The sequence below is a fragment of the Grimontia marina genome (assembly GCF_900060185.1).
GTDB classification, from domain to species: Bacteria; Pseudomonadota; Gammaproteobacteria; order Enterobacterales; family Vibrionaceae; genus Enterovibrio; species Enterovibrio marinus.
This window is the reverse complement of the sequence record NZ_FIZY01000005.1, coordinates 35,661-53,181: the sequence shown is the minus strand read 5'-3', so window position 1 is coordinate 53,181 and position 17,521 is coordinate 35,661. Positions and strand designations below refer to the sequence as shown.

The 17,521-nt window shown below is 49.3% G+C and carries 15 protein-coding genes, 2 tRNA genes and 1 pseudogene; 15 read left to right on the top strand and 3 right to left on the bottom strand.

Features of this window, described 5'->3' with window-relative positions:
• Nucleotides 1–324: 324 nt before the first annotated feature.
• A complete protein-coding gene (locus GMA8713_RS04105) occupies nt 325–1,176 on the top strand; it encodes a magnesium transporter (protein ID WP_062705999.1) in 852 nt (283 codons plus the stop codon).
• Here GMA8713_RS04105 and dacB read toward each other — a convergent pair.
• On the bottom strand, nt 1,151–2,566 hold the full coding sequence (dacB, locus tag GMA8713_RS04100) for a serine-type D-Ala-D-Ala carboxypeptidase (RefSeq protein ID WP_062705996.1): 1,416 nt from the start codon (nt 2,564–2,566) through the stop codon (nt 1,151–1,153). The genes GMA8713_RS04105 and dacB overlap by 26 nt on opposite strands.
• A 102-nt stretch (nt 2,567–2,668) precedes the next feature.
• Nucleotides 2,669–3,631: a porin gene (locus GMA8713_RS04095; protein ID WP_062705993.1), complete on the bottom strand. Its 963-nt coding sequence runs from the start codon at nt 3,629–3,631 to the stop codon at nt 2,669–2,671.
• A gap of 476 nt (nt 3,632–4,107) precedes the next feature.
• Between GMA8713_RS04095 and greA the strand changes: the two genes are divergently transcribed.
• Entirely contained in the window at nt 4,108–4,581 is a 474-nt protein-coding gene (gene greA, locus GMA8713_RS04090; RefSeq protein ID WP_192815517.1) for a transcription elongation factor GreA, read from the top strand.
• 81 nt (nt 4,582–4,662) lie between these two features.
• On the opposite strand, the gene yhbY is transcribed toward greA, so the two are convergent.
• On the bottom strand, nt 4,663–4,959 hold the full coding sequence (yhbY, locus tag GMA8713_RS04085; protein WP_002540335.1) for a ribosome assembly RNA-binding protein YhbY: 297 nt from the start codon (nt 4,957–4,959) through the stop codon (nt 4,663–4,665).
• A 130-nt stretch (nt 4,960–5,089) separates the two neighbouring features.
• Here yhbY and rlmE point away from each other — a divergent pair, with 130 nt between their 5' ends.
• The 13 genes and pseudogenes from rlmE to rpsO all read left to right on the top strand — a co-directional run bounded on the left by rlmE (nt 5,090) and on the right by rpsO (nt 17,467).
• Entirely contained in the window at nt 5,090–5,719 is a 630-nt protein-coding gene (gene rlmE, locus GMA8713_RS04080) for a 23S rRNA (uridine(2552)-2'-O)-methyltransferase RlmE (RefSeq protein ID WP_062705990.1), read from the top strand.
• A 50-nt stretch (nt 5,720–5,769) separates the two neighbouring features.
• Nucleotides 5,770–7,719: an ATP-dependent zinc metalloprotease FtsH gene (gene ftsH, locus GMA8713_RS04075; RefSeq protein ID WP_062705986.1), complete on the top strand. Its 1,950-nt coding sequence runs from the start codon at nt 5,770–5,772 to the stop codon at nt 7,717–7,719.
• Nucleotides 7,720–7,806: 87 nt separating this feature from the next.
• Nucleotides 7,807–8,658: a dihydropteroate synthase gene (gene folP, locus GMA8713_RS04070; protein WP_062705983.1), complete on the top strand. Its 852-nt coding sequence runs from the start codon at nt 7,807–7,809 to the stop codon at nt 8,656–8,658.
• Nucleotides 8,655–9,992, top strand: coding sequence for a phosphoglucosamine mutase (glmM, locus tag GMA8713_RS04065; RefSeq protein WP_062705980.1), 1,338 nt, complete (start codon nt 8,655–8,657; stop codon nt 9,990–9,992). Before folP ends, glmM begins: the two co-directional genes overlap by 4 nt.
• A 211-nt stretch (nt 9,993–10,203) precedes the next feature.
• Nucleotides 10,204–10,443, top strand: a pseudogene (gene secG / locus GMA8713_RS04060) (preprotein translocase subunit SecG); the annotation flags it as partial.
• A 101-nt stretch (nt 10,444–10,544) separates the two neighbouring features.
• Nucleotides 10,545–10,631: transfer RNA gene (locus GMA8713_RS04055), tRNA-Leu, on the top strand.
• 75 nt (nt 10,632–10,706) lie between these two features.
• A tRNA-Met gene (locus tag GMA8713_RS04050) sits at nt 10,707–10,783 on the top strand.
• Nucleotides 10,784–10,952: 169 nt separating this feature from the next.
• The gene (gene rimP, locus GMA8713_RS04045) at nt 10,953–11,408 is read left to right on the top strand and encodes a ribosome maturation factor RimP (protein WP_002540328.1); all 456 of its coding nucleotides are present in this window, start codon (nt 10,953–10,955) and stop codon (nt 11,406–11,408) included.
• 21 nt (nt 11,409–11,429) lie between these two features.
• Entirely contained in the window at nt 11,430–12,917 is a 1,488-nt protein-coding gene (nusA, locus tag GMA8713_RS04040) for a transcription termination factor NusA (protein ID WP_062705976.1), read from the top strand.
• A 21-nt stretch (nt 12,918–12,938) separates the two neighbouring features.
• A complete protein-coding gene (gene infB, locus GMA8713_RS04035) occupies nt 12,939–15,638 on the top strand; it encodes a translation initiation factor IF-2 (RefSeq protein WP_062705974.1) in 2,700 nt (899 codons plus the stop codon).
• 85 nt (nt 15,639–15,723) lie between these two features.
• Nucleotides 15,724–16,116: a 30S ribosome-binding factor RbfA gene (gene rbfA / locus GMA8713_RS04030; RefSeq protein WP_062705971.1), complete on the top strand. Its 393-nt coding sequence runs from the start codon at nt 15,724–15,726 to the stop codon at nt 16,114–16,116.
• Nucleotides 16,116–17,066, top strand: coding sequence for a tRNA pseudouridine(55) synthase TruB (truB, locus tag GMA8713_RS04025; RefSeq protein WP_062705968.1), 951 nt, complete (start codon nt 16,116–16,118; stop codon nt 17,064–17,066). The genes rbfA and truB overlap by 1 nt, the downstream gene beginning before the upstream one ends.
• Nucleotides 17,067–17,197: 131 nt before the next feature.
• Nucleotides 17,198–17,467: a 30S ribosomal protein S15 gene (gene rpsO, locus GMA8713_RS04020; protein WP_062705965.1), complete on the top strand. Its 270-nt coding sequence runs from the start codon at nt 17,198–17,200 to the stop codon at nt 17,465–17,467.
• Nucleotides 17,468–17,521 lie beyond the last annotated feature (54 nt).

The window sequence follows — 17,521 nt, the reverse complement described above, 5'->3', positions numbered from 1 at the left end:
GTTGAGTTCTTGTACGTTCCACATAGAATTTACGGGTCGCAATGCTGTGACTGAATTGGAGAAAACCATGAACGTTATCGACCAGCCTCCGAGTTGCAAGGGAAGCCTGTAATCCCAGACGGTAACATTCGTGATCATTTCGCGTTTCAACCGTCCGGTTGGAATGCTCTGCTTTAAAGCTCCTTTTTATTCCCTGTGCTTCCCGAAAATTCTGAGTGAGAAAACTGACTGTATTCGTATGTCGTTAAAAGGCTTCTGCACTTTTTCGGCTGAAATCAGTCGCTTTTCTATGGTCGTTACACCTAGCCAATCGGGAGGTTCGCTATGGCGGTAATGAACGCTACTTTGCTGGGAAACCAGCCAACCGCTTTTGCTGCGAGAGAAATTGAAGCAGCAAGAAGCGCTTTTTTATTTCATGAAAACAACGAGCGTGTTCGCCTGCTCTCTGTGATGCCTGTCAGTGAGGCGATTGCAGTATTAAATCAGTGCCCGGTGGCACTGGTTCGACGGCTGCTTGATGACTTGGCTGAAACTGGGGAGGTAGTCCGTGTCAGGCAAATTGCCACTGGGCTGGGGCTTATCAGCTCCGAAGTGGAGCCTGATGGAAATTATCTGACTAACTCGGTATTTAGCCATGTCCGTCAACGGATTGGTTGGATTGTCGGATTAGCACTGCTTGGTATTGTTTCGGGACTTATCATCTCGCACTACGAGGATACATTGAGCCAGCTTGTGTTACTGGCTATCTATATGCCAGTCATTGCCGCTGCCGGTGGTAATGCTGGTTCTCAAGCTGCGACGCTGGTGGTGAGGGCGTTGGCGATGAATGAAGTCAGGCCGGGGCAATGGCTTCAGGTGATGTGGAAAGAGCTACGGATCGCATCGATCATCGCTATTTCCCTTGCTGCTGTCATTATGGCAAGGGTCATGTTATTCAGTGATGACAGTGCGCTGCCATCAGGCATGACCTTAATTGATATCGCCACCGCTATTGGTCTTGCACTGAGCATTCAAGTCACAATTTCGACCACCCTTGGTGGATTGCTGCCTTTAGTGGCAAGAAAGCTCAAGCTTGACCCCGCAGTGTTGGTCAGCCCTGTGCTGGCCTCTGTGGTCGATATCAGTGGAATGGCGATTTACTTCGTCACTGTTAACGCATGGTTAGGCTTGACGTAAGCAGTGCCTGATATAGTTCCCGTTCGAATTGGGTGATCGGGCTGGCGACATTGGCTGGCCTGTCATCTGATTCGGGGATGTGGTAGTTCGTCACCAATTGCACGACCAAGATATCTTTACCTTGCTCGTTTTTAAGCACACCAGCGAGATTATAGCTTCCATAGAGCGAGCCTGTTTTTGCAGCGAGTCTTTGTTTTAAAGGAGCATGGCGCACACTGGTGCGGTATTTCAAGGTGCCATCGACGCCCGAAACAGGCAGCATGGAAAGCAAGCCGAGACTCTGATGTTCATAAACATAATGCATGACGTTCATCAGTTGAGAAGCCGTCATGCGGTTGTTACGTGACAGGCCAGAACCATCAACTATCACTGCATGGGTTAAATCCAGCCCTGCTTTTTCCTGTAAAATAGCCTTTACCGCTGCAGCGCCGTTTGCAAAGGTGCCAGGCTGACCGTAATAGCGGTGCCCCATGGTTTTAAGAAGATTGTCGGCCAACAAGTTATCAGAGCGCTTCAGCATGATATTTAGGAGAGCATCCCGCGAATCCGACGTGTGTCTTGCTAGCAAAGTGCGGTTTCCCTTTCCTGCACCCAGTCGAATTTTTCCATCCAATTTGATGGCTGAGCTCTTTAGCTCTGAAGCCAACACATCTTCGACATATTTCTGTGGATTCTGAATCGCAAACTTTAGAGGGAGCGGATTTGCGCGGTGTTGTAAGCACCCGCTGAGTAAATACTGGTTGTTGTTGTCGTAATGAAGTTCCAAATCACACAGCTTGGCTTCCTGTTCATTTTTGGTGACGGCGAGGGCGTCAGTACTAACCTGTACGGGCTGATGTTCAGGCACAAAGGCCCGGGTGAATTTTTGATTTTCTTCACTGTATATCGAACCTTGAACACAGTTTCTCTCCAGCGCGACGGCGCTGGAAGGGGCGCTATAACAAACCCCCAGAATATCCCATGGCCATCCTACGGCTCGCTCGTAACCAGCAAACACAGTCCCATCCAGCCAGACATCGCCTCTAATACGATTCACGCCTTTTGCTTTAAGTGCGCTCACCATAAGCTGGAGGTCTTTTCGCGTTAAAGTGGGATCACCTGAAAAGGTAAATACGATGTCATTGCCAGCCTGTTCAACTTTGGTTTCAAAGGCAAAGTCTTTAGGAAGGTAGAGGCTGGCTGCAAGCGCAGTGACTACCTTCTGGGTACTGGCTGGTGGCAGAAGAATGTCGTCACCAACGGACACAATTTCAGAACCAGAATTTGCATCATGGACAGAGAGTGCCAATTGGCTTCCTGCGGGGAGCATTGCCTGAATTTTATTGAGCGGAACAGCGTGAGTTGAGAAAGAAAGCGAGATAAAAAATAGCAGAGTAAGAAGGCGCACCATAAATTCTCCGGCAAAGAAGGCAGATCCAGTATGGTACAAAAAACGCCTACATGTAGGTAGGCGTTTTGATATTCAATATTAAGTATTTAACTTAACAGAGAATTAGAAATCGTAACGCAGGCCAACAACGAATTGATCTTCAGCATCTTTAGCGTTTTCTACGTCATTTTTGTCCAACAGGTTAAAGTTGTACGACGTGTAAGCGCGGAAGTTGTCGTTGAAGTAGTGGGTCGCATCGATTGCAATAGAATCGTAAGTGTCTGACTTGTCAGAGCCAGTTTTAGATTCTGCGTTGTTGTAAGTGGTAGTGAACTTGGTTTGGCCCATTTTGTAAGCGGCCGCAATTTCGTAACCAGTCAGGTCAGTTTTTACACCCGCAGCTTTCTCTTCGCCGTCTTTGTAAAGTGCAGCAACGTAGATGTTGTTGATTGAGTAAGATACAGCCGCTTGCAGTTGGCTTTCTGCAGCGCTGTTCAGGGTGTCTTTACCTTGGTCAGCGTAACCCAAGCCCAGAGCCAGACCGTTCTCCATCGCGTATACCGCACCCAGAGAGTAGCCACCGTCAACAACAAGCTTGTTATTTAGGTCAGTGGTTTCGCCTACGTAGTTTGCTTTAACAGTCAGGCCACCAAACTCACCCATGTAAGCCAGGTTGTTTTGAATACGGTCTGCAACAGCAATTTTACTGCTTGCGCCAGCACCGTGGTAAGACATGATATCGGTAAAGTCAGTGATCATGCCCAGAGAGCCGTCAGTTTTACCGTAAGCGATTTTGCCAAACTCGGTACCGATACCCGCGAAGCCGTAACGTACTTCGTCGGTAGTCGTTGTGTACTCGTGCTCGAAGAAACCAAAACCAGTGACGTTCTCAGCAATTTCAGTTTGACCTAGGATGTTCATACGAGCACGACTCTTGTCAGTCATGTCGCCGTCTTGCATCAGGGCGCGCGCTTCAATACGGCCACCGATAGCCATTGAAGAAGTGCCGTCGTTAAAAACTTCAGCAGCAGAAACAGAGGTAGAAGCTACAGCAGCTACAGCAAGAGCAATCAACTTTTTGTTCATTACGTTGTCCTTTATATGAATTTGATTTTCGGGACGTTATCTCCAAACGTCACGATGCCTTGTTTGTAACCGCTCCCGATTTGGGACTGTTAGTAAAACAATCAAAAAACAAATAGAAAACACTGTTTTTTGCGCGGGTGGGGATTGGTAATGCCTTTAATAACAGCCATTTATGACTTCTTCGCAAAGTTCATTGGGTGCTGGGTGATTTAGATTTTTTTATATTTAATTGCGAACTAAATCTCTAAGATGTTGGTTTGATATGTGATATGTATTTGAGAATCACACTCTAAAGTATGTTTTGGATTTTCCGCTCGCGATTTTGGGAAGCTTGGCGTTCAAATCGTTGGTGACCTGAACAGATAACTTGTTTACACTGAGATTAAAGTAATTCGTTGGCTGCGCTCAAACTCTGTCTGGGCGTGGCTTTGTTTTTGCCAAAACATATGGTTTTGGTCACAGAGGTAATGTCATTTATGGATAAAGTACCAATGACTGTGCGTGGCGAACAGCAATTGAGAGAAGAGCTGGATCGCCTGTTGAAACGCCGTCCGCTTATTACTCAAGCGATAGCAGAAGCTCGCGAACTTGGTGACCTGAAAGAGAATGCGGAGTACCACGCTGCTCGTGAAGAGCAAGGCATTTGTGAAGCACAAATCCGTGATATCGAGTACAAGCTTTCTGTCGCTCAGGTGATCGACATTGCGAAAATGCCAAATAATGGCAAGGTCATCTTCGGTTCAACCGTCACGCTGATTGACTGCAATACTGACGACGAGGTGACTTACCAAATCGTGGGTGATGATGAGGCGGACATCAAACAGAACCTGATTTCCATTAACTCGCCAATCGCGCGTGGTCTAATCGGAAAAGAAGAAGGCGACGAAGTGTCAATCACTGTGCCTGGCGGTGTGAAAGAGTTTGAGATCGACAGCGTCCAGTACGTGTGATGATTAGGTGCTTGCGAACAATAAAAATGTTAGTGATTGTTACAAGCACCAGATGTAAAAAAGGCCGCTAAGCGGCCTTTTTTATTTGCGTGGCAATTCGATCTTGCGCTCTTCGCTTTGACGGTACAGAACCAGAACTTTACCGATAACCTGTACTTTCTCTGCTTTAGTTTCACGAACGATTGCGTCTACAATCAGGTTCTTAGTGTCGCGATCTTCTGATGCCACTTTCACCTTGATCAATTCGTGATGATCAAGAGCGATTTCAATCTCAGCAAGCACGGCTTCTGTCAGGCCATTCGCACCCATGAGTACAACCGGCTTCAGGTTGTGTGCAAGACCTTTCAGATACTGTTTTTGTTTTGTGCTTAGATTCATTGATGACTCGATTTATTGTTTTATCGGGGTTGAAAACGTGACATTCTACCGCCATCTCTATCCAAACTGAACAAATATCCCCCGAATCATCAGCAAGAACTTTGCGGTGGTATTGTGGGCTAGGTAAAACATGAGCAAAAAGAAACACTCAGCGAGTTCTGGTCGCTGGTTGAAAGAACATTTTGATGATAAATATGTTCAGGAAGCCCAGAAAAAAGGCTTTCGCTCGAGAGCAATTTTTAAACTTGACGAGATCCAGGGTAAAGATAAGCTGCTGAAACCGGGCATGACTGTTGTGGATTTGGGGGCAGCTCCAGGTGGCTGGTCTCAATACGCAGTAGAGCAGGTCGGTGATAGTGGACAGGTGATTGCCTGTGATATTCTGCCTATGGACTCTCTTCCAGGCGTGGCATTCTTGCAAGGCGATTTCCGCGAAGAAGCGGTGCTTAATGCGCTACTTGATCGTATTCAACCCGATATGGTGGATGTGGTGATGTCAGACATGGCACCAAACATGAGCGGTAACTTGGCTTCAGACCAGCCACGCGCCATGTACCTTGTTGAGCTTGCATTGGACATGTGTCGTGAAGTCTTGGCACCAAACGGTTCGTTTATTGTCAAAGTGTTCCAGGGGGAAGGCTTTGATCAGTACTTGGCCGAAGTGCGTAAGATGTTTAAAGCGGTTAAAATCCGTAAACCTGATTCCTCACGTGCACGCTCACGCGAGGTCTACATTGTGGCTACAGGTTATAAACTGTAGTACTCTACCATTATTAATATAGTTTTTGCGGGGCTAACACCTTGAGTGACATGGCAAAAAACTTGATTTTATGGCTGGTTATCGCTGTCGTACTAATGTCTGTGTTCCAAAGCTTTGGACCGGGTGACAGTGCTGGCCGTCAAGTCGACTACACAACGTTTGTCCAAGAGATAGGACAGGATAAGATACAGGATGTACAGTTCGATAACCGTGAACTGAAAGTGACACGTCGTGACGGCACTGGCTATGTCACGTATATGCCTGTACTCCAAGATCCAAAGCTTCTGGATGACTTGATTAACCACAAAGTTCAGGTGCGTGGTACACCACCTGAAGAACCGAGCATTCTGGCGTCTATTTTCATCTCCTGGTTCCCAATGCTTCTGCTCATCGGTGTATGGATTTTCTTCATGCGCCAGATGCAAGGCGGTGGCGGTAAAGGTGCGATGTCTTTTGGTAAATCAAAAGCGCGCATGATGAGCGAAGAACAGATTAAAACGACATTTGCAGATGTTGCTGGCTGTGATGAAGCAAAAGAAGACGTAAAAGAACTGGTTGATTACCTGCGTGATCCAAGCCGTTTCCAGAAACTGGGCGGTAAGATTCCGACAGGCGTGCTGATGGTTGGTCCTCCTGGTACGGGTAAGACTTTGCTAGCGAAAGCCATTGCCGGTGAAGCCAAAGTCCCATTCTTTACCATCTCCGGTTCTGATTTCGTTGAGATGTTTGTGGGTGTGGGTGCATCACGTGTACGTGACATGTTTGAACAAGCGAAGAAAGCATCGCCGTGTATCATCTTTATTGACGAAATAGACGCAGTGGGCCGCCAACGTGGCGCAGGTTTGGGTGGTGGTCACGACGAGCGTGAGCAAACACTGAACCAAATGCTGGTTGAAATGGATGGCTTTGAAGGTAACGAAGGCATCATTGTTATTGCCGCAACGAACCGTCCAGACGTTCTTGACCCAGCGCTGCTGCGTCCAGGCCGTTTCGACCGTCAGGTTGTCGTTGGTCTTCCAGATGTTCGTGGTCGTGAGCAGATCCTTAAAGTTCACATGCGTAAAGTGCCGTTGGGCAGTGATGTTGAAGCGTCACTGATTGCTCGTGGTACCCCGGGTTTCTCGGGTGCAGATCTGGCTAACCTTGTCAACGAAGCAGCGCTATTTGCTGCGCGTGGTAACAAGCGCGTTGTTTCAATGGTTGAGTTTGAACTCGCGAAAGACAAGATCATGATGGGCGCAGAACGCAAGTCTATGGTGATGTCTGAAGAGGTCAAAGAATCAACGGCATACCACGAAGCAGGCCACGCTGTTGTTGGTCGCTTGGTGCCAGAGCATGACCCAGTGTACAAAGTTTCTATTATTCCACGTGGTCGTGCGTTGGGTGTGACAATGTATCTACCTGAGCAAGACCGTGTCAGCATGTCTCGCCAGCACTTGGAGTCGATGATTTCGAGTCTGTACGGTGGACGACTGGCCGAAGAGCTCATTTACGGTGTTGACAAAGTGTCAACTGGCGCATCTAACGATATTGAGCGTGCAACAGATATTGCCCGTAAGATGGTTACTCAATGGGGCTTCTCTGAGAAATTAGGTCCACTGCTGTACGCAGAAGACGAAGGTGAAGTGTTCCTTGGTCGCTCCGTGACACAGAGTAAGCACATGTCTGATGAGACTGCACGTCTTATCGATGGTGAAATTCGTGAACTGATTGACCGTAACTACCTACGTGCGCGTAAGATCATCGAAGAAAATATGGATATCATGCATGCGATGAAAGATGCATTGATGAAGTACGAAACTATCGATGCTGCACAAATTGATGACCTGATGGCAAGACGCCCTGTTCGTGAGCCAGCAGGCTGGTCCGCTGACGACAGTTCAGATAATACGCCGACCAATCCAAGCGCTGAAGCCAGCTCTAGCGACGTTCCTCCGTCTTCGGACGAAGTGGAAACTGGCAACAAGTCAGTCGACCCAGACGGTAAGTCGGAAGCGTAATTGGTGATTCAAACCGACAAAACCCCGGGATAACTCGGGGTTTTTCTTTTATCTGTAGAAGATTCTCTGCCCGAACAAAGCCCTCATATGAAACTCGTCAGCAAAAATAAAACCCTCGATCTTTCTTCACCACAGGTGATGGGGATCCTCAACGTGACGCCGGATTCGTTTTCTGATGGCGGAAAATTCAACCGGTTAGATACCGCTCTCCTGCACGCCGAAGCCATGCTAAAAGCAGGCGCAACTATTTTGGATATTGGCGGTGAATCGACCCGTCCTGGTGCCGTAGACGTTTCCTTGGAAGATGAGTTGGAACGTGTGATTCCTGCTATTGAAGCTATTCGTTCTCGCTTTGATTGTTGGATATCTATAGATACCAGTAAAGCAGGAGTTATGCGTGAAGCCGTGGCTTCCGGTTCCGATATTATCAATGATGTACGTGCTCTTCAGGAGCCGCAGGCATTGGAAGAGGCAGCAAAAGCCAATGTGCCCGTTTGCCTGATGCATATGCAGGGACAACCGCGCACCATGCAAACCAATCCAACCTACGACGATTTGTTTGGAGATGTTTTTAGCTTCTTTGATGCTCGATTGAAGGCGTGTGAAGTGGCAGGAATTGAAAAGAGCAAGGTTATTCTTGATCCGGGATTTGGCTTTGGGAAAACACTGAAACATAACTACCAGCTACTTGCAAAGCTGGAAGACTTTCATCGATTTGGCCTACCGGTTCTGGCGGGAATGTCACGAAAGTCTATGATTTTTAAATTATTAGAAAAATCCCCCACTGAGATTCTCGGGGGGAGCTTAGCTTGCGCCACCATTGCTGCTTTGAAAGGGGCTCAAATCATCCGCGTTCATGACGTGGCTGAAACCTCCGATGTCGTCCGTGTTGTGAACACAATGCGAGAAGCAGCGGGTTTATTTGGAGATACACAATGACAGAACGTAAGTACTTTGGCACCGACGGTGTTCGCGGTAAAGTGGGTCAATTCCCGATCACGCCAGACTTCATCCTTAAGCTTGGCTGGGCAGCTGGTCGGATACTGAGTCAGCAGGGCACCAAGAAAGTACTGATTGGTAAAGATACTCGTATTTCTGGCTACATGTTGGAATCCGCGTTGGAGGCTGGGCTTTCAGCTGCAGGTCTGCAGGCTGCATTTACGGGACCAATGCCTACTCCAGCAATCGCTTACCTCACACAAACATTCCGTGCTGAAGCGGGTATTGTGATTTCAGCTTCACACAACCCTTACTACGATAACGGCATCAAGTTCTTCTCATCTGAAGGAACCAAACTGCCGGATGCCATCGAGCTTGCGATTGAAGCAGAGCTTGAACAGCCACTAATGTGCGTAGAGTCAGCGCAACTGGGTAAGGCAAAACGTATTGTCGATGCCGCTGGCCGTTATATCGAGTTCTGCAAAGGCACCTTCCCGTCTGATATGAACTTGAAGGGAATGAAGATAGTTATCGACTGTGCTCATGGTGCGACCTATCACATCGCACCATCTGTGTTTAAAGAGTTGGGTGCCGATGTCATCGCGATGGGTGTTGAGCCGAATGGTACCAATATTAACGATGAAGTAGGCGCGACCGATGTACGTGCGTTGCAGGCTCGTGTTGTCGAAGAGCAAGCTATGATGGGTGTAGCCTTTGATGGTGATGGTGACCGCGTGATCATGGTTGACCATGAAGGCAATAAAGTCGATGGTGATCAGATTGCCTATATCATCGCCCGTGAGTCATTGCGCCGTGGTGAGTTGAAAGGCGGGGTGGTGGGTACCTTGATGACCAACATGGGCATGGAATTGGCGCTGAAAAACCTCGGCATTCCGTTCACCCGTGCCAAAGTGGGTGACCGCTATGTGATGGAAAAGCTGCTGGAAAACGGCTGGAAAATCGGCGCTGAAAACTCAGGCCATGTCATTTTGCTGGATAAAGTGACGACCGGTGATGCGATTGTGGCTGCGTTGCAAGTACTGGCAAGTGTTGTCGGTACCGGTATGTCGCTTAAAGAGCTGTGCGATGGCATGAGCATGTTCCCACAAGTGCTTGAAAACGTGCGTTTCAGCGGCGCTAGCAACCCTCTGGAGTCCGACGCCGTGTTGTCAGCGAAAGCGTCTGTGGAAGCTAAACTTGGCGAGACAGGTCGCGTGTTGCTGCGTAAGTCTGGCACTGAACCGCTGATCCGCGTTATGGTGGAAGGCGAAAATGCGGAGGACGTAAAAGCCTACGCATTGGAAATTGCAGATGCGGTGAAAGCAAACTGCTAATTTCCGAATCCTTACAGGGATGGTGAAGGGGCGGGAGCGTCCGGTTGGTCACAAGATGTGCAAACGAAATGAAAAGTCCTGTTTTTTTGCATTTTTCACTTGTTTCACCTGCTGGCATTCGTTAGTATTCTCCCGCTCCCAATGATGGGAGTTGCGCTGGTGAACTTGAATTGGTCATCTGGCTCAACAATTTGGAACATAGGTGGAACCCATGTACGAAATTCTACTTGTGATTTATCTGTTGGCCGCACTTGCTGTCATTGGCCTGGTACTGGTTCAACAAGGTAAAGGCGCAGATATGGGAGCCTCATTTGGGGCTGGAGCATCAAACACTGTGTTTGGCTCTGGCGGCTCTGGAAACTTCCTCACCCGAATGACCGCGATCTTCGCGACGATATTTTTCATTCTCAGCCTGGTGCTAGGTAACCTGACTGCAAAGCAGACAGAAGCAGGCGGAGAATACGATGACTTGAGTGTTCCAGTGGAACAAGTTCAGTCAGGTGATGTGCCAGCTGTTAGTAACAACAACGACATCCCTAATTAATACCTTTCGCTGAGGTGGTGGAATTGGTAGACACGCTGTCTTGAGGGGGCAGTGCCTTAACAGGCGTGCGGGTTCAAGTCCCGCTCTCAGCACCAGATTTAAAAGTCCTGAATAAGGCCATGGCACTTGAAATAGTGCATGAGGCGACGATATAATGTGCGCCGTTCGGACGCGGGGTGGAGCAGCTTGGTAGCTCGTCGGGCTCATAACCCGAAGGTCGTCGGTTCAAATCCGGCCCCCGCAACCACTTTGAGGTGATTGTTTATAGAGACCAAAACAGTCACTGGTCATGAGAAATCATGACATCAGGGTCCAGTTACATTAAACCCCGAAATTCGGGGTTTTTTGTTATCTGAAGATGACCATTCGGATGGATAACTGGGCTTTTAGGCCCTTTTTTTATTTCTGGGGTTTGTATGACCGGACTAGAGAAACAGCTTCACGCCTTGCTTGAAGCGCCTGTAGAGGCATTAGATTACGAACTGGTCGGGCTCGAGTTTGTTCGTGCGGGACAACACTCCACCCTTCGTATCTATATTGATCACGAAAACGGCATCACAGTTGAAGACTGTGCTGAAGTTAGCCGCCAGGTTAGCGCAGTAATGGACGTCGAAGATCCAATTACTGTGGCTTACAACCTGGAAGTGTCGTCTCCTGGTTTGGAGCGACCACTGTTTAAAGCAGAACATTATCAGCGCTTTGTTGGCCACGAAGTGAACATTGTGCTGAAGATGGCCATGCAGAACCGCCGCAAGTGGAAAGGTGAAATTCTTTCTGTCGAAGGCGAAACCGTCACCATCAAGGTCGATGGCAACGAAGAAGCGTTCGCCCTGAGCAATATAGCCAAGGCCAACCTGGTTCCTTCATTTTAAGGTTAAATGAGGCATTAGTTCATGAACAAAGAAATCTTGGCTGTCGTAGAAGCGGTATCCAACGAAAAAGCAGTTCCACGTGAGCGCATTTTTGAAGCACTGGAAACGGCGCTGGCTACAGCTACAAAGAAAAAATACGAAGCTGACATCGATGTACGTGTTGCTATCGATCGTAAAACTGGTGAGTTTGACACATTCCGCCGCTGGTTGGTGGTAGAAGAAGTGGCGCTACCAACGCGTGAAATCACGTTGGAAGCGGCACAATTTGAAGATGAGACACTGGATCTGGGTGGTTTCGTTGAAGACGAAATCGAATCAGTGACGTTCGACCGCATCACGACCCAAACTGCGAAGCAAGTGATCGTGCAGAAAGTACGTGAAGCAGAGCGTGCTCAAGTGGTTGAGCAGTTCATGGACAACGAAGGTGAGCTGATCACCGGTGTGGTTAAGAAAGTTAATCGCGATGTGATTATCGTCGACCTGGGTAACAACGCAGAAGCGGCAATCCAGCGTGACGATCAACTGCCACGTGAAAACTTCCGCCCAGGCGACCGCGTTCGTGGTTTGCTGTATGCTGTACGCCCAGAAGCGCGCGGTTTCCAGCTTTTCATGACCCGTTCAAAGCCAGAAATGCTGATCGAACTGTTCCGCATTGAAGTGCCAGAAATCGGCGAAGAGATGATCGAAGTGATGGGCGCGGCTCGCGACCCGGGCTCTCGTGCAAAAATCGCGGTGAAAACCAACGACAAGCGTATCGACCCAGTAGGTGCGTGTGTGGGTATGCGTGGTGCGCGTGTTCAGGCAGTATCTGGTGAGTTAGGCGGCGAGCGTATCGACATCGTGCTGTGGGACGACAACCCAGCGCAATTTGTTATCAACGCAATGGCACCGGCAGACGTTGCTTCCATCATCGTGGATGAAGACACTCACACGATGGATATCGCTGTTGAAGCAGACAACCTGGCACAGGCTATTGGCCGCAATGGTCAAAATGTGCGTTTGGCGTCTCAGCTGACTGGCTGGGAACTGAACGTGATGACCGTGGAAGATCTTCAGAAGAAACACCAGGAAGAAGCAGGCCAGTCTATCGACCTGTTCAGCAAGCATCTGGACATCGATGAAGACTTCGCAGCAGTGCTGGTTGAAGAAGGTTTCACCACTCTGGAAGAAGTGGCTTACGTACCAGCTGCAGAATTGTTGGAAATCAATGGTCTGGATGAAGACACAGTTGAAGAACTGCGTAGCCGTGCGAAAGAAGCACTGACCACCATTGCGTTGGCAAAAGAAGAAATCCTTGAAGGTGCTGAGCCTGCGGAAGACCTGTTGGGTCTGGAAGGCTTGGATCGCGAAGTTGCGTTCCGCCTGGCTGCGAAAGGCATCTGTACTCTGGAAGATCTGGCTGACCAAGGCACAGATGATCTTCTGGATATCGAGGGAATGGATGAAGTTAAAGCGGGCGAGCTGATCATGGCCGCTCGCAATATTTGCTGGTTCAGCGACGAAGCTTAAGCGCAGCAAAGGAGGAGCAGAATGTCAGAGGTTACAGTTAAAGCACTGGCGAGTGAGATTGATACGCCGGTAGAACGTTTGCTGAAGCAATTTCAAGATGCAGGCATTCAGAAATCGGCAGACGACCAAGTTAGCCAGGATGAGAAACAAACCTTGCTCGCTCACCTTAAGCGTGAGCACGGCGATGATGGTAGCGCTCCAACTCGACTGACGCTACAGCGCAAAAAACGCAGCACATTGAGTGTTTCAGGTGCTGGCGGAAAGAGTAAGGATGTTCAGGTAGAAGTGCGTAAAAAGCGCACCTACGTGAAGCGCAGTGATCTGGAAGAACAGCGTGTAGCGCAGGAAGCTGCACAACGTGAAGCTGAAGAAGCAGCACAACGCGAAGCCGAGGAAAAGGCACGTCGCGAAGCTGAAGAAGCAGCGAAACGTGAAGCTGAAGAGAAAGCAAAGCGTGAGGCTGAAGAAAAAGCTAAGCGCGAAGCAGAAGAAAAAGCACGTATTGCGGCTGAGAAAGCAAAAGCTTCGAACGAAACTGCGGAAGAAACCGCAGCTCGTGAAGCAGCTGAGGCGCAAGCAAAGAAAGAAGCTGATGAACTCAAGCGTCGCCAGGAAGAGGAAGCCAAGCGTAAAGCTGAAGAAGAAAGTCAGCGCCAGCTAGAAGAGGCACGCAAAATGGCAGAATTGAACGAAGAGCGCTGGAGTCAACAAGACGCAGCTGCTGTTGAAGTAATGGAAACAGCTGATCACCACACCACGACGTCGAAATACGCACGTGAAGCAGAAGATGAGGCAGATCGCCGTCAAGAAGCTGCACCACGTCGTCGTAAGAAGAAAAAATCAGCACAAGAGAAAGATGACTCTTCATCTTCTCGTCCACGCGGTGGTAAGGGCGGAAAGATCAAAGGCCGTATGGCTAAGCCAACCTCAATGCAGCACGGCTTCCAGAAGCCTGCTCAGAAAGTTACCCGTGATGTAGAAATCGGCGAAACCGTCACTGTTGCTGAACTGGCAAACAAGATGGCGGTTAAAGCGACTGAAGTGATCAAGGCCATGATGAAGATGGGTGCTATGGCAACCATCAACCAGGTTATCGATCAGGAAACCGCACAACTGGTTGCTGAAGAAATGGGCCACAAGGTTGTTCTTCGCAAAGAAAACGAGCTGGAAGAAGCGGTACTGTCAGATCGTGACGGCGACGCTCAGCGCGAACCACGTGCTCCTGTTGTTACCATCATGGGTCACGTTGACCACGGTAAGACGTCGCTGCTGGACTACATCCGTAAAGCGCACGTTGCATCGGGCGAAGCGGGTGGTATTACCCAGCACATTGGTGCATACCACGTTGAAACCGACAATGGCATGATCACCTTCCTGGATACTCCTGGACACGCAGCGTTTACGTCTATGCGTGCTCGTGGTGCGAAAGCAACGGACATCGTTGTTCTTGTTGTTGCTGCAGACGATGGCGTAATGCCACAGACTATCGAGGCAATCCAGCACGCGAAAGCGGCTGAAGTTCCTCTGATTGTTGCAGTGAACAAGATCGATAAAGAAGCAGCTAACCCTGACCAAGTGAAGAATGAGCTGGCACAGCACAACGTTATCCCGGAAGACTGGGGCGGCGAGAACATGTTTGTTCACGTTTCTGCGAAACAAGGCATCAACATTGATGCGCTGCTGGAAGCTATCCTGCTGCAATCAGAAGTACTGGAGCTTGAAGCAGTACGTGACGGTATGGCGAGCGGTGTGGTTGTTGAATCACGTCTGGATAAAGGCCGTGGCCCAGTCGCAACTGTTCTGGTTCAGGAAGGTACGCTGAAGCGTGGCGATATCGTTCTGTGTGGCCTGGAATATGGTCGTGTTCGTGCGATGCGCGACGAGAACGGTAAAGAGATTGAAGAAGCAGGTCCTTCTATCCCTGTGGAGATCCTGGGACTGTCAGGTGTTCCTCAAGCAGGTGACGAAGCGACTGTTGTACGTGACGAGCGTAAAGCACGTGAAGTTGCACTGTACCGCCAAGGCAAGTTCCGCGACGTGAAACTGGCTCGCCAGCAGAAAGCGAAGCTGGAGAACATGTTCTCCAACATGGCTGAAGGCGAAGTGTCTGAACTGAACATCGTTCTGAAAGCAGACGTACAAGGTTCGGTTGAAGCGATTGCTGATTCACTGGTGAAACTGTCTACTGACGAAGTGAAAGTGAAGATTGTAGGCTCTGGTGTGGGCGCAATCACTGAAACTGACGCAGTACTGGCAGCGGCATCGAACGCGATTCTGGTTGGCTTTAACGTACGTGCTGATGCATCTGCACGTAAGACCATCGACGCTGAAAGCTTGGATCTTCGTTACTACTCAGTGATTTACGCACTGATCGACGAAGTGAAACAAGCGATGAGCGGCATGCTGGCACCTGAGTTCAAACAAGAAATCATGGGTCTGGCAGAAGTACGTGACGTGTTTAAGTCACCGAAACTGGGCGCAATCGCAGGCTGTATGGTTACTGAAGGTACCATCAAGCGAAACAACCCAATCCGCGTACTGCGCGATAACGTGGTTATCTACGAAGGTGAGCTTGAGTCACTGCGTCGCTTTAAAGACGACGTACAAGAAGTGGCGAAAGGTTACGAGTGTGGTATCGGCGTTAAGAACTACAACGATGTACGTGTAGGCGACCAAATCGAAGTATTCGAAATCGTCGAAGTGAAACGTACTATCGAATAATAACCGACTGTAACAGGTTGTTTATAAACACCATGGGGGGAAGCGCTCAGCGCTTTCCCCCCATTTCTTATGAGAGAAGAGCGTTATGGCAAAAGAATTTAGCCGCACTCAACGCGTGTCGCAGCAGCTGCAAAAAGAAATTGCCCTGATCCTGCAACGCGAAATTAAAGACCCACGCATTGGTATGGTCACAGTTTCCGGCGTAGAAGTGTCCCGTGATCTGGCTTACGCAAAAGTATTCGTGACTTTCCTGACCATGGGTGAGCAAACCCCACTAGGTGGTCTGGAAGCGCTTCAAGAAGCAACTGGCTACATCCGAAGCCTGCTGGGCAAAGCTATCCGTCTGCGCGTCACGCCAGAAATTACTTTCTTTTTTGATGAATCACTGACAGAAGGTATGCGTATCTCTAACCTGGTTTCTCAAGCCGTGAAATCAGACGAAGAGCGCCGTGTGGATGAAAACGGAGAAGAAGAGTAATGGGTCGCCGTCCTCGTCGTCGCGGACGCCCTGTTGACGGCATTATCCTGCTGGATAAGCCGACAGGCATTACATCGAACTCCGCGCTACAGAAAGTAAAAAACATCTACTTCGCTGAAAAAGCAGGCCATACCGGTGCCTTGGATCCACTGGCAACAGGTATGCTGCCAATTTGCTTCGGTGAAGCGACCAAGTTTTCACAGTTCCTTCTCGATTCTGACAAACGCTACCGTGTGATTGCCAAGCTTGGTGAGCGCACGAACACCTCAGATTCTGACGGTGAAGTGGTCGAAACCCGCGAAGTAAAAGTGAGCCTTGGCGATCTGGAGCGCAGCATAGCGTCGTTCCGCGGTGAAACCATGCAGGTACCTTCGATGTTCTCAGCATTGAAGTACGAAGGTAAGCCGCTGTACGAATATGCCCGCAAAGGTATCGAAGTCCCGCGTGAAGCCCGTAAGATCACTGTGTACGAAATCTCACTGCTGCGCTTTGAAGGCCAGGAAGTTGAGATGGAGGTCCATTGCTCGAAAGGCACTTACATCCGCACTATCGTTGACGATCTGGGCGAAATGCTGGGCTGTGGTGCACACGTGACTATGCTGCGTCGTACCGGCGTTTCAGGCTATCCATACGAGAAAATGGTGACGCTTGAGCAACTGGAGGCGCTGCTTGAACAAGCGCGCGAGCAAGACATTCAGCCGCGTGAGCTGCTGGATCCATTGCTTCTGCCACTGGATACTGCTGTACAGGATTTGCGTGAAGTGAACCTGCTGCCAGTGGTGGCGAGTTACGCACTGCAAGGCCAAGCGGTTCAGATTCCCAATGCGCCAGCAGAAGGCGAAGTTGTCCGTGTGACCATGGGGGAAGACAATAGCTTTATCGGTGTCGGTGAAATCGATGCTGAGGGCATGTTGAAGCCGCGCCGTTTGGTGCGTACGCACGACGTATAAATTTATGGCGTGATGAAGCCTGCGGCGGTTGCCTTATGTTGGGAATCGCTGTAGAATTCGCCGCCTCGGGTGTCGGCTGAATCAGAGATTGGCTGACACAAATTAAAACCTTTTACATTTAGGAAAAGACTATGTCTCTGAATGCAGAAACTAAAGCAGAAATCGTTGCTGAATACGCGCAAGGCGCAAACGATACTGGTTCTCCAGAAGTACAAGTAGCTCTGCTGACTGCTTCTATCAACCACCTGCAAGGCCACTTCGCTGAGCACAAAGGTGACCACCACAGCCGTCGCGGTCTGCTGCGCATGGTTTCTCGCCGTCGTAAGCTTCTTGACTACCTGAAAGGTAAAGATGCTGACCGTTACCTGGAGCTGATCAAGCGTCTGGGTCTGCGCCGCTAATAAGCCTCTGGCTTTTAAGTATCGCATTCCGAAAAGGAGCCCTTGTGGCTCCTT